The 13373-nt window shown below is 42.6% G+C and carries 13 protein-coding genes; 7 read left to right on the top strand and 6 right to left on the bottom strand.

The annotated features are described in order from the left end of the window. Nucleotides 1-205 precede the first annotated feature (205 nt). The 4 genes from E7745_RS05545 to E7745_RS15025 all read left to right on the top strand — a co-directional run bounded on the left by E7745_RS05545 (nt 206) and on the right by E7745_RS15025 (nt 3171). The gene (locus E7745_RS05545) at nt 206-1312 is read left to right on the top strand and encodes an SPFH domain-containing protein (RefSeq protein ID WP_124076000.1); all 1107 of its coding nucleotides are present in this window, start codon (nt 206-208) and stop codon (nt 1310-1312) included. Between the two features lies 1 nt (nt 1313). Then, nucleotides 1314-1658: a hypothetical protein gene (locus E7745_RS05540; protein WP_124075999.1), complete on the top strand. Its 345-nt coding sequence runs from the start codon at nt 1314-1316 to the stop codon at nt 1656-1658. Between the two features lie 11 nt (nt 1659-1669). After that, nucleotides 1670-2725: a CFI-box-CTERM domain-containing protein gene (locus tag E7745_RS05535; protein WP_124075998.1), complete on the top strand. Its 1056-nt coding sequence runs from the start codon at nt 1670-1672 to the stop codon at nt 2723-2725. A 254-nt stretch (nt 2726-2979) separates the two neighbouring features. Next, complete coding sequence (locus E7745_RS15025) at nt 2980-3171, top strand: hypothetical protein (protein ID WP_255575940.1); 192 nt, start codon at nt 2980-2982, stop codon at nt 3169-3171. Nucleotides 3172-3283: 112 nt separating this feature from the next. On the opposite strand, the gene E7745_RS05530 is transcribed toward E7745_RS15025, so the two are convergent. From E7745_RS05530 to E7745_RS05510, 5 genes are all read right to left on the bottom strand, one after another. Next, entirely contained in the window at nt 3284-4456 is a 1173-nt protein-coding gene (locus tag E7745_RS05530) for a hypothetical protein (RefSeq protein WP_124075997.1), read from the bottom strand. 109 nt (nt 4457-4565) lie between these two features. After that, nucleotides 4566-5783: a TRAFs-binding domain-containing protein gene (locus tag E7745_RS05525; RefSeq protein WP_136408455.1), complete on the bottom strand. Its 1218-nt coding sequence runs from the start codon at nt 5781-5783 to the stop codon at nt 4566-4568. Between the two features lies 1 nt (nt 5784). Beyond that, nucleotides 5785-6384, bottom strand: coding sequence for a TIR domain-containing protein (locus E7745_RS05520; protein WP_136408454.1), 600 nt, complete (start codon nt 6382-6384; stop codon nt 5785-5787). A gap of 35 nt (nt 6385-6419) precedes the next feature. Next, entirely contained in the window at nt 6420-6866 is a 447-nt protein-coding gene (locus E7745_RS05515) for a Fic family protein (protein ID WP_124076005.1), read from the bottom strand. Further along, the gene (locus E7745_RS05510) at nt 6859-7878 is read right to left on the bottom strand and encodes a DNA-binding protein (protein WP_124075992.1); all 1020 of its coding nucleotides are present in this window, start codon (nt 7876-7878) and stop codon (nt 6859-6861) included. The genes E7745_RS05515 and E7745_RS05510 overlap by 8 nt, the downstream gene beginning before the upstream one ends. 455 nt (nt 7879-8333) lie before the next feature. On the opposite strand from E7745_RS05510, the gene istA reads away from it, so the two are divergent. The 3 genes from istA (at nt 8334) to E7745_RS05495 (ending at nt 11818) form a co-directional block, all read left to right on the top strand. Further along, nucleotides 8334-9905, top strand: coding sequence for an IS21 family transposase (gene istA / locus E7745_RS05505; protein WP_255575987.1), 1572 nt, complete (start codon nt 8334-8336; stop codon nt 9903-9905). Continuing rightward, nucleotides 9889-10674: an IS21-like element helper ATPase IstB gene (gene istB, locus E7745_RS05500; protein WP_136408453.1), complete on the top strand. Its 786-nt coding sequence runs from the start codon at nt 9889-9891 to the stop codon at nt 10672-10674. Before istA ends, istB begins: the two co-directional genes overlap by 17 nt. 172 nt (nt 10675-10846) lie before the next feature. Further along, nucleotides 10847-11818 carry an HTH domain-containing protein gene (locus E7745_RS05495; protein WP_124076716.1) on the top strand — a complete coding sequence of 324 codons (972 nt, stop codon included), beginning with the start codon at nt 10847-10849 and terminating at the stop codon, nt 11816-11818. Nucleotides 11819-11948: 130 nt separating this feature from the next. Here E7745_RS05495 and E7745_RS05490 read toward each other — a convergent pair whose 3' ends face one another. After that, the gene (locus E7745_RS05490) at nt 11949-13178 is read right to left on the bottom strand and encodes an ISAs1 family transposase (protein ID WP_240740280.1); all 1230 of its coding nucleotides are present in this window, start codon (nt 13176-13178) and stop codon (nt 11949-11951) included. Nucleotides 13179-13373 lie beyond the last annotated feature (195 nt).

Raw genomic sequence — 13373 nt, 5'->3', positions numbered from 1 at the left:
TTATGCTTATCTTGTAGGTGAAAACGTAGGAACTTTTCAATAAGTGCAAGGATAGCATAGTGGTTCTCACGCGTATAGCGTGGGCTGCTATTGTTACATCTGCACTAATGGTTTCCTACGACCTTCACTTAAGACGTGGCATAGAAGTCCACGCTTCTGTTTTAGTAATGATCAAGTGGACTCTGGTCATGTCATACTTGCAAATATGGCGATAATAGACATTGTAAAACACCAAACCGCAGACGGGGAACTTTGCTACAAGTTCGAATCTGACGACTTACGCATGGGAACGCAACTTGTGGTTCACCCAGCTCAGACCGCTTTCTTTGTTAAAGGAGGTGCGGTCTGTGATGAGTTTACCGCCGGCACCTATAAACTAGACACTGAGAATATTCCCATCCTAAATAAAATCATCAATCTTCCTTTCGGTTCGGATTCTCCTTTTCAAGCCGAGGTCTGGTTTGTAAATCAAACTGCCAAGCTCAATCTCCCATGGGGAACTCCGCACCCAATTCAAATTGAAGATCCACGCTATCACATAATAGCGCCTGTTCGCGCTCATGGTCAATATGGTATTCGTGTAACCAATCCCAGAGTGTTCATTGAAACTTTGATAGGAAGCACGGGCTCATTCAGTTCAGATCAGATTGAACAGTTTTATAAAGGCAGAATTATATCCGCCTTAAACACGTTGCTTGCACAGCAAATAGTAATTAATGGAGTCTCAATTCTTGACATAAATACTTTGCTGCTGTCAATGTCTGATTCCATAAATGAGCAACTTAATCAACTGCTTGGAAAGTATGGAGTCTCTATCATCGATTTTGCGATAATGTCGATCACGTTTCCACAAAACGATGAAAGTGTTATTAAGCTAAAAAATGCCAAAGATCTTGCAGCACGACTCAATATTACCGGGCGCGATGTCTACCAAATGGAACGTAGCTTCAATGTCCTTGAAGCAGCTGCCAACAACCAGGGTGCGGGCGGTCAAATGATGGGATTAGGTGTTGGTCTGGGAGCAGGTGTGGGTGTTGGTAATGCCGTTGGTAATATTGCCGGTCAATATATGAATACCAACCCTTCGCAAGTTCCACCAATTCCTCAGTCCACTCCGTTGTATTACCTTGCAATCAACGGACAACAAGTTTCCAATCTTACAGTTGAAAATATTGCTGCATATATCGCTAAAGGCGTTGCTAATGCATCAACACTGGCTTGGACTGTAGGAATGCCGTCTTGGTTGCCGATTGCTCAAATCCCGGCATTAGCATCCTTAGTTAATTCACAAACACCTCCACCTCTGCCTTAATATGAAACGTTCATCTCCAATATTCTTCGTCATATTCTTGGCGATAAACATAATAGCCGGACTTATTTTGTCTTGCTATCCCATATTTAACATGGTGCTAAACTCGGTTATAATCTGCGTTGCTGCCTTGTTCTCCCAATTAGTTAATAAGAAATCGCTTGCATCTGCATTTTCAACTTCGTTGGCATTTGTAATCCCCTCAATTACCCTTATTGAATTTGTTATAGGACTTTTTGCTCCTGCTCAACTTAAAGATAATTGGGGTATCATCGCCATTCTTTGCCTTATGGCATTTGAAAGATTTTTGATATATGCGGTAGTTAAACGTTCTGAAAAACCAATATAACAATAACATATATGAAACCATTAACCTGTGAAATGTGCGGAAGCACAAATCTCCTTAAACAGGATGATGTTTTCGTCTGTCAATCTTGTGGTACCAAATACTCTGTCGAGGAAGCCAAGAAAATGATGGTCGAGGGCACCGTTGCAGTTGAAGGTACTGTGAAGATTGACACATCTTCGGAACTGAAAAATCTCTATGAAATTGCTCGTCGAGCAAAAGATATGGAGAACGCTGAAAATGCGGAAAAATACTACGATATGATTTTGGTAAAAGACCCGACGAGTTGGGAAGCCAATTTTTATGTAGTTTACTATCGTGCAATGAAGTGTAAGATTGCCGAGATCTGGAGTGCTGGCAATTCATTGGTAAACAGTATCCCTTCTATTTTTGAACTTGTTGATAAACACGTTTCAGAAGAAGAAAGAATCCCAGTCCTTAATGAACTTTATGGTCGTTATCTGGGTATTGCGGCTATGCTCAATAGTGCTGCAACCAGTCATTACAATGACATAGATGCCCAAATACGTGATCAATATACTCAAGAATATATCAATAACGTAGCTGAAACTGCTACTATGATGTATGCCTTTGGCGATTGCATTACAACTTGTTGGCCTAATGACCCACAAATTAATGAACTTGCAGTTGCCGCTTGGGAGCAGGGTACTGAGTTCCACCGCGAATATGTTAAATACTTAGCCGATAGAGAGTCAAATAAAAATCTCATAATGGAGTACATCGGCAAAATTCAAAAAATAAAGCCTGACTATCAGGCAAGAGAAGTCGATACATCTTCTGCCGGTGGATGTTATGTTGCCACTGCTGTATATGGTTCCTATGACTGTCCCGAGGTTTGGACTCTCCGCAGATTCCGCGATTATACTCTTGCTGAAACCGGGTATGGTCGTGCGTTCATCCGAACCTACTACGCAATCAGTCCAACTCTTGTAAAATGGTTTGGTAGGACTGAATGGTTCAAGCGTATGTGGCAAGCTCCACTTGACAAACTAGTTGCTCATCTCCAAAATAACGGAGTCGAATCTACTCCCTACAACGACCGATTCTAATTATTAATGGAGTTTAGGCAACCCGCCGCGCTTTCGTGAACGGAGCCTCGGGGCTCTGCCGTTCGGATTCAATGGCATAACTAAATCGCCCTCTCGGACACCGCCGGGAGGGCTTGTTGTGTTTGGACGCAAGAGGCGAGATGTCGTTTGGGCCAAACTGTTTCCATTCATTTGAGCCCTTTTGAGGTTGGGGTATACGCTACCCTGACGTAGCATTATAATCTTGATAGACTATCGTTTTCCGTGAAGGAGATATGAAATACGTTTATTTCATTGCAGAAACCAAAGGCTCAATGCGTGAGGTTAATCTGCGCGAGAAAGAGAAATCAAAAATCGCTTGCGCCAGTCGTCACTTCGCATCCTTGTCAAGTTCGACCGTCAAATACGATGCAGTCACAAGTTATGATGATTTATACAACATAGTTAAAATGATTAGGGTGATTTAGAAAAGTCGGGGAAACAGAATCTATCCTCAGAATTTATCTAATTGATAAAGCAATACTATTGAAAGGGATATATCAGATCTCCATTTGGTCTGTCTATTTCAATAAAATTTATTCATATGACCTGGGACTGTGCTAAAATAGCCTTATTGTCTTCCGTAAGAAACTTGTCATTTTTAAGTTCAACCTTAATCATACCCTCAAATATTTTAGGTTGGTTTTCTATCGGCTCAGCTTCATATAAATACATAGGTCGATTAAGTTTCTTAAAATACATCAGCTCATCCATACAATACTCAGATGTTACACTTAATTTAGTTTGAATAAACAATAATGCTGACGATTGTCTTAATCTTTCATAGAGAACATTAAATGTATCATCATTTTGCTTTTCTCTTTGTAACATCTCAGCATCATTTATCCAATCAACATATACAACCAATCCTTGTCGATTAAGAATTTCCTTAGTCTGGAGTAATTCAGATTGGCGGCCATAACTATGCGATAGAAACACATCAAAATTCTTATGTAAAATTTGCTGTTTTTCAAAAATCAATTGAAGTAAGACAGAGGGACTCTCTTCTATTTTGTGCACTGTAGTGGCTGTTAGTTTTTTCTTTCCCTTACGCTTGCGAGTTAGACGAGGATTAATACCAAATCTTACAAGATATTCATATGCAAGCATTCGTAACTCGTTGTTCTTTTCACACGCATTAATCTTTTGTAGAAAAACTATTGTTTTTTTACATTTAAACTTTGCACATTCAAGAATGATTAGATATCGCGTATCTATGTCAAGAGCATTTTCTTTTCGTTGATTAAAATATAATTTTATAAGATTGTCTACATACTTTGGAGCTACTTTCTGGAATTTTCGAATTTGCTCCGATTCTAGCTGCTGGAGCTTATTTGCTTTGTTTTTTCCTTCACGAATAATCTTTGCTCGTTCTTCTGCTTTTTCGTGTTCTTGCTCAATGGACGAGTTGAAGTTATCTATTCTAGATTTTGCCAATGATGATTTTGCAACTAAAAACACCATAGCTTTTGGATAGAATGGTTTAACTCCCTTCAACCCTTTGTTTATTCTATTTCTATACTCGTCCATATTGGATTTGAAGAAATTCATCAACTCAAGCCATAATCCAGGATAAGCAGTTTTAAACAAATCTAAGAATTCCGCATCAGTAAACCCTTTGGGCATTACTCTTGCAACACGAGAGAGAGGAAATTTCAAACGTTTTCTAAATCTATTTATCTCTCCTATTTTTCGTCTCTGATGTTTTCCCATTAGTAATCAATATAATATCAGGGATTTATATAATTGCTATGTTCATATAAATCCCTTCTTACAGTTTTGTGTATTAACTAATGCAATTGCCTATATGGAATCAAAAATATCAATTCACTGAGGCCAACACATCTTTGGTCTTCATAAATGTGTCTATTTGCCATTGCTCAGGCGTTTGCTGCATAAATTTTTCCTCATATAATGTAGCTTTCTCTTCATTACCCAAAGCAAAATACGCATTGGATAATGTTGCATATTTCCACAATAATTCTTCTGGCTCTGGTTCCTCCAAAGAGGACAAAACAATTTTAATTATTGCGTTATACGTAATTTTAGCTTCCATAAGAAGATAGTTTTTCATGTTATCTTCTTTAGTAATACTTGCCTTTAAAATATTACACGTCGCATAATTTTCCCCAGTATAATAATCTTCATAAAGACTCCATCCCTTCTTGTATGCATGAAGGGCCGAATCAAGATAACTTATATCACTTGTTTCCTCCCACAAATTTTTATATACCGCACCAAAAATACCAAGAGTTTCAGTATCAGTTTGACCCTCTATTTTTGAAAGAAGCGTTAGAGCATCTGTTAGTGCTCGTTGTTTAGAAGGAGCCCCACTCTTATAACGACACAAAGCCTGTTGCTGGATGTAGTACTTCTCATTCTCAGCCTTGGTACTTAGCTTACCCCATAATCGCTCTGCTTTAACAAAATCGCCGACCGCCATGCTTTCCTTTGCTAACTCTGTTAAAGCAAAAATAGAATCTTCATGTTCCTTTAATTCCCCAATTATTCCTAATACCTCTTCTTCAGAAATTTCAGGTCGTTTTATATTTGGGAGATAGGAATAAATTGGACTATCTGTTTTGGGTTCTGCTATCACAGCTTTTATTAAGGAGCGAAGCTGAGGAATACACTTTTTTGATTCAGACTCTGAAATCTCATTCCCCAAATGCTTGTAGCTTATCATCCTATCATGCCCAATATCGAAAGGTATCTTACCTTCATCTTCTTTAATGATTATTGTAGAGTATGGACGCAATGTATGACGTACTCCTAATTCATATATAGCATTGGGATTGAAAGTAGATATATCAGCAATAACAATATCAGCATAATACAATAGAGCATACATACTTCTATCTATTATGCCAGATTCTACGATCTCATCAGCGCGAATGCACTTGCATCCAGCGGATTCCACTGCTGGACGAATTATTTTTTTATAAGTAGCATCAAGATCTATTGTACGATTTGTATCAGGATCTTTTTTCTTACCAAATCCCATTATAACAAAGCATATATTCTTTTCTTTCATTTCCATGTCATTTTGGTCTTACAATAACTTCTTGTGCAATCGGATGACTGCGTTTATTAAATGCTTGATCTATATAAATATTAGGATCCTTTTTAAAGTCTGACCACTTAACTAAAACGCAGTAGCGATCGTCTTCACTATATGAACACTTACCATGATTATTCAAATAGTAGTTTTTCCAAAACTCTTTAATCACCGTTGAATTCTCTAATGCAACCCAATTGTGGCAGCCCGAGCAAGTCGAACAAGTGTACGAACCTTTAAATATTTTATCATACATATTGGGTAAAACAACGCCCAATATCCCATTTCTGGTATTACCCTCTCCATTATATAACGAAGCTTGCAACTCACGTTTAATAAAACGTTGCTCATCCCATCCTAAATCTTCCAAACTATGTTCTCCTATTAGGAATATAGTGACTGTTGAATCAGACAGGTATTCTTCCCTTATTTTACGCATAATATAATCCTCATTTTCAGAATTGATAGGAGTATCTAAGGATTTATCAATCATATCAACCTTATCTCGATCACACCATTTCTGAATTTCTTCCTTGAAGGGTTTGTCCTCCATTTTAAATGATATGTAGCATTTATGTCCCATATTACTTTACATATTACTTTATATGTTATTATGTTTTATGAATTATTATCTATTGCGTGGATGATTTCGAGTTTGAGGTCTTCAGGGTAGTCCTCGTTTGCCATGTAACAGGTGATGATGCGTTGGAGCAGGTCTTTGTCAATGCGTCCGGCGGCAACGTGGTAAATGATTGCCTCCATGCACTGCATAAAGTTGTAGGCGTGCCAATAGTAGCCGTTATGCACGAGAAACCATACACCGATTGTCAATGCCACTCGCTTGTTAGAGTCTTCGAAATAATGCCCAGTGCATAAGCCGAAGACAAGATATGTCAGCTTTTCTACGAATGTCGGATAATACAAGTCATTCTGCACGAAGTCAAGAACCTTGCGAATACCGCCTTCGTCCTTTACTCCTTGCAGACCGCCACCACTGGCTGCTACTGTTTTAGCATAAACCACCAGAGCCTCATCATAACTGATGTATTTCAATTCCTCACTCATCATCATCGGCTTGCTTTAGGCGTTTAAGGACTTCGCGGTTTACTTCGAGGATATTGTCAAAATTAATTGAAGCATCACCGATAAACTTATCGAACTCGTCTGGCGTAACAGCTCTTAGATACTCCGCGAGATTACCATGCCATGCGTCACGGAATGCAACATCACGGGATGCCATCTTTGTTCTGGCATCGTTGATGAAAGGCTCCATCATAGGGGCGGCAGCTAATTCATCAATTATCGACTTGACTTCCTCTATTGACAACTGTTTGTTGCCATTTTCGGAATAACGTTTCTCTATCTGATGAGCAACTCCATTCTCAAATGATGAGATACAAAGTAGAACTTCTGCATAAAGAGTATGACGCACATTATCCTCGTTTTGCAAACGCAGAACCTCACGATACTCTTTTGCATTCTCCTTGAATACAGCTTTGTATATCAAGTCTGTTATTTGTTCGTACTTATAATTGGGGTGTCCATCAACGTACTTTCCCACAGCTTGTGTGAAATTCTTGCGATAATTTTCACTCTTGATTGCCGTAGGAAGATAATCTCTATCTCGCCAGTTAATGTATTTGGTACCTCCTCCAGCACGACTGTTGATAGTAGCAATAACAATATCAAGCATACGAGTGCGTAATTGCTTCGCCTTTTCACTCTCTGTAAGAAGCATTCCTATGTTCAGGAATGCGCGGAAAGTAAAGAATGAAAGAATAGTTGTTTTGGTAGGGACATTTATGTCACTACCAATTTCTATCTTAATATCTTTCAAATCTTTACCTTGACTTAAAAAGTATCCGTTAGCACGAAGTTCATCACCATGATCTTGTACATAACGTTTAATAGTACGTTCATCAACCTCATAGAAATCAGCAACCATCTTGGTAGTAAAGAGTAACTCTCCACGATAGTGCAGACCATTAACATCCAAGTTCTCTTGGATGGCTTGAAGGGCATAATTGTTATTCAAAACGTTCTGCCGCTCGATATTTGATACTGTCAAGTCGTTCATATTACAAAATTACTAAATAATTCCTGAATGCCAGCTATATACACACTGAAATTGTTAGAAGAATATCCAATTTATGGCCATTTATAATGTCTACTTGAGCGTAATCAACCATTAGGGCACAAGTCGGAGCATAAGTCAGGGCACAAAATATTCAGAATACTTCGGATTTTGCGCCGTTGGCGATAGCGTCAATCTCGTCGGCGATTTCGTCCGAGGAGAGTTTGATATAGTCCATAAAGGTCTTTTGTGTCTTGTTGGAAAACCCAGGCTCGGATGACCCCTTAGACCAGATTGAATTGACCCCTGAAGCCAAAATATCACTGACCCCTTTGCCCAAAATAAAAATGACCCCTGTCGACGTAATGTCAGCAGGGGATTTTATATGTATCTTTGAATTCCGTTTTGGCCGACGGGGGATATAATTCAAAGAAAACATGAACACAAGATAAAAGAATATTCTCCTATGTCACGCATCAGGGATGGGCATAAAATGCATCAGTAGTGCCTTTGACATATCCCGGAACACGGTGCGCCGCTATGTGAGAATGTATCAGGACAGCGGTATACCCGCTGAGAAGCTGCCGTCGCTGAGTGATGCGCGGCTACAGGAACTATTTGCCATACCAGGGGCGAGGGAACGTAAACCGTCGGAGCGGCAGGTCAGGCTTGAAGCCCTATTGCCCGATTATGCGGCGCGACTTTCTCGAAAGGGCATGACGGTCAAGAAGTTGTATGAAGAGTATCATACCGGCCATCCCGATGGCTATCTGAAGGCATCTTTCGGGATGAAACTCAGGCAGTTCATGCTGCAGACCAATGCCATCGGGCATGTGGAGCACCGCGCCGGCGACCAGATGTATATCGATTTTGCCGGAGACAGATTGGAAATAGTCGATGAGGCAACAGCCGGGATACGAAAGGTCGAGGTGTTTGTGGCGATACTTCCATGTAGCCACTACACATATTGCGAGGCAGTGTGGACGCAGAAGAAGGAAGATCTGATAAAGGCCTGCGAAAACGCCATACGTTTCTACGGCGGCGCACCATGTGCGATTGTGCCTGACAACCTGAAATCTGCCGTCACGCGCAGTGGCCGCGACGAGCCGGTCATAAATCCTGACTTCGAATCCTTTGCCGAGCATTACGGCTGCGCCGTGGTGCCTGCCCGTGTGCGGCATCCAAAGGACAAGGCCCTGGTGGAAAATGCAGTAAAACTGATGTATCGGTCTGTGTACGTAGACCTTGAAGGTCAGATTTTCCATAATCTGGAGTCGCTTAACGAAGCAATCCTCAGGTCTCTGGAGAAGTTCAACGCGCGTAATCTGACGCGTCGAAAGGAATCACGCCGTCAGCTCTTTGAGGCTGTGGAGCGGGACAATCTCCGGCCATTGCCTGCGAACCGCTATCAGATGAAACAGCGGGCTGTCGCGACAGTACAGCGTAACAGCTACGTAACTCTGCACAAGCATCACTACAGTGTGCCTGTGCAATATGTAGGCAAACGTGTGGAACTGGTCTACGACACTGACACGATCGACATCTTTCATGGCTTTACCCATGTGGCGACGCATCACCGCAACGATACTCCGTATGAATATACAACGAAACCGTCACACAATCTGCCCGGACGCAAGGGGAGCTGCGAGAGCGACATTGCGGAACTGCTTTCACGTGCGGCACAGATCGACAACATCGTATTGCACTATCTGCGGGCTGTCATCGAGGACAGGCGTTATCCGGAACTTGCCTTCAGAGTCTGCCGTGGCATCATGAAACTTGAGAAAAAGTATGGACAGAAACGGCTTGTGTCAGGATGCGCCGCGGCAATGGACGCACGCCTTTACAGTGTCAGCGACATGGTGGACATACTTGAGTCCGGAGCCGATGCGGATTATTTGCCGGGGGCTGATGCCGACGGCAATGACCGTCAGACACCATCCCACCGGAACATACGCGGTAAAGAATATTTTGCCGCAAGCATAAAACTATCAGCCAACAACAACGAACAACATGGAAACGAACAATAAAACCACGCCAATAACAGCGGAGAAAGACCGCAACTCCATCTCTCTGGATCTGATGCACCGTATGCGCTTACACGGCATGTCGGCAGCGTTTTCCGAAAATCTTCAGGCCACATTCGCCGAGACAATGACACCTGACAGCTTTCTGAACTGGCTGTTATCCAGAGAATGGGACTACAGGGCCGCACGCAATATTGAGCGCCTGGTGAAAAACGCAAACTTCAGATACGATGACGCGTCGGTGGCGCAGATTGACTATAACCTTCCGCGTGGCCTGGATCGTAATCAGATGGAGCGTCTCGCATCGCTGGACTTTATCCGTAAAGGTGAAAACCTGTTCATCACAGGCTGTTCTGGTACGGGCAAAAGCTATCTGGCAACAGCATTGGGATACGAGGCATGCAAGGCCGGTATGCGCGTACTGTACGCGAACGCATCCAAACTGATGGGGACCCTGAAAATCGCCAAAAACAAAGGAACAATCGAAACGGAGCTCAAGAAACTCGAAAAAACGCAGCTTCTGATCCTCGACGATCTCTTCCTGGTGCCTCTCGACGCCAAGGAACGCGCACACCTTACGGAAATCATCGAAGACCGCCATGGTCGCAAATCAATCATCGTGACATCACAGCTCCCCGAACTGGACTGGTACGAAGCAATAGGTGACTCCACAGTGGCAGATGCAATACTCGATCGCATTGTCCACACTGCTCATCGAATCACGCTTACCGGCGAAAGCGTCCGTAAGCTCAGAGCTATAAAAAGCAGATAAGACAAAATAAAATTGACCCCGTCGGCCAGAACGTTTTCAGGGGTCAATTCAAAATATTTTCAGGGGTTAATTCAACCTTGGCCTAAGGGGTCATCCGAGCCTGGGTTTTCCATTCCTGCGTCGTATCGGTGCCGTGCGCGAGGATAAGGATACCGGAAAGTTTCATCCCACTGTGGCAGGACTTCTTATGTTTGGGTACGAATATGAGATAACCGCTGTATTCCCCAACTATTTCCTCGACTATCAGGAAAACCGCACCAACGGCATCTATGCCCGCTGGACCGACCGCATCACTTCACAATCCGGAGACTGGAGCGGCAACGTGTTTGACTTCCTTTTGAGAGTCATTCCTAAGTTGCAGGCTGATTTGAAAGTGCCCTTCATGTTCAAAGGTAATCAACTGGATGAGGACACCCCATTGCACAAGACGGTGCGCGAGGCTACAGTAAATATGCTTGCAAACGCTGATTTCTATGGACGTCGCGGTGTGGTGGTACAGAAAGGAGCCGACGGTTTCAGATTCGCCAATCCCGGCAGTATGCGTGTGTCGCTTGCCGAAGCGATACAGGACTGCGCATCAGACCCACGAAACGGTGTAATGATGAAAATGCTTGCGATGGTAAAATATGGCGAGCGAGCCGGCAGCGGTCTTCAAGGAATATTCAAGACATGGCAGAGTGTATATCATTGTGCGCCCAAACTGGAAGTGACTACCTCAGGCGGCATAGACCGCACAATTCTTACCCTCGGTTTTGAGGGACACCAGCCCGACATAGAGGCGATGAAACTTCTTTATGATAATCCGGATGAGCTTATTGAGGTAAGTGATATACAGAAATGTAAGGGAGAAAAGCAGGATGTCCTTCAAAATGTCGCTCAAACGGATAATAATGTCGCTCAAAAAGGAGAGAATGTCGCTCAAAATGTCGCTCAAACAGATAATGATGTCGCTCAAGGAGGTGAAGATGTCGCTCAAAACTTGGATGATTGCATAGTTGCAATGATACAGGAACGACCAAATGTTAAGCGTGAAGAAATGGCAAGGCATCTTTCGGTAACCAAAAAGACGATTGAGAGGCATTTGAAAGACCTTAAAATTTCGTGGGAAGGACATCCTAAAACCGGGCATTGGAAACTCCCTTAAAAGGGACACGGCTCTTTCATTTAACCTAAAATAAATAGCATATCTTCCCTTACCCGGTTCATTGAGAATCGGGTAATTTTTCCATGTCTGTATATCAAAGAGTTATTCTGGTATCAAAATCTTATTTTTTTCACTTTTGACTTAAAAATCGAATCAGTCTGGTAAAGCTCATCGAGATATGTCTGATCAGTTCGGCTATGCCTTTATTCTTATCTGATTGTTTCTTGCGAAGTCCTTTCCATATTGAGAACACCGAGTAAACTATTCTTTGTATGGTATCGAGGTTTCTGGCGGCTCTCGTCGACTTGCGTTTTATATTGTCCTGCTGAAGATTGTAGTCCAGCCCCCAGTGCATACTTTCTATTGACCAATGGTTGCGCACGAAGATTCCTGGCTTCGGAGTATGCGTAGGCATACTGCTGACGTACAGGCGTTTTTCTGAGGTGTGTACTCCTGTTGACTTTTTGACTGTGGACGATTCATACTCTATGATGGTCATGTTTCCGCCCCATTTCTTCTTGTCTGCGATAATGTCCAGTCCGTCATATACGCGGTAGGTTCTCGTCTCTATCCTGCCGTGGGCCAGTTCGGGACCTTCGGTGTAAGAATATACCGGTGTGTGTTCCACTAGCCTGTCCTCAATGCCGTATCGCAATGACGGCTGGTTGGCTTTGAGTTCTATCAGAAAGTCTCCGCCTTTCTTTCTGATTTTCTCGACAATATCCTTCTGCATAGACATTGCGTCGGCTGTGACAATCTTTCCTGCGACATCTATTTTATCAAGAAGTATCGGTATGGCCTTTATCTCGTTGCTCTTTTCCTGACAGGCTTCGGTGGCGATTGTTATGCCGGTGCTGAACGAATAGGCAGAGACGATATCCGGGCTTCGCCCGTTTTCCTGAACGGTGCCGCGCTCGGCTTTGCCGTCAATGCAGATTATTTCAATGATGCGGCTGGCGCAAGTAAGTCTTTCAAGGAATATGTCTGCGAACTGCTGCATCCTGTCGGCCATATCCATATCGTTGATGCCGTTCTCCACACGGCAAAGCGTGGCCTCAGATGGTACGCCGTTCCTTAACAGGCCCATTTTGTGTAATTTGTTGAGGTTGTATCTGCCGAACTCCAATATCTCGGCTCGTCCGATGCATCCGGCCATACGTCCGAGTATCATCAGCATGATGATATCGTTGAGGCTGTGACGGAAATTGCCTTTGTCCAATCTACGGAAATCCGGCACGGATGAGGCAAACGCTCGAAGTTCTTCCATGATACTGCGCCTTGTGTCAAATTTATTGTGTACTTTTGCGGTATGATCAGGCGCATAGGCGTCAGTCGAACAGACTTGGTCAAGTGGCTTCATTTTTTTTGGCGTAACTCTTTGATTATCACCTATAAAGTTACTAAAAATCTGCCACTTGGCCAAATTTTCATTGCACTTATTTTCTTGAAAATCAGAGGTTAAAGCCTCTCCACCCGTACTGCTCTCGCTATAAAATAACACATTTGTCGAGAATGAGACGAAATCTTAAATGAAAGAGCCGTGTAAAAGGGATAA

Origin of the sequence: Duncaniella sp. C9 (assembly GCF_004803935.1) — a bacterium.
Classification (GTDB): Bacteria; Bacteroidota; Bacteroidia; order Bacteroidales; family Muribaculaceae; genus Duncaniella; species Duncaniella muris.
The sequence above is the reverse complement of the archived record's forward strand: the minus strand, read 5'-3'. Positions and strand labels throughout refer to the sequence as shown.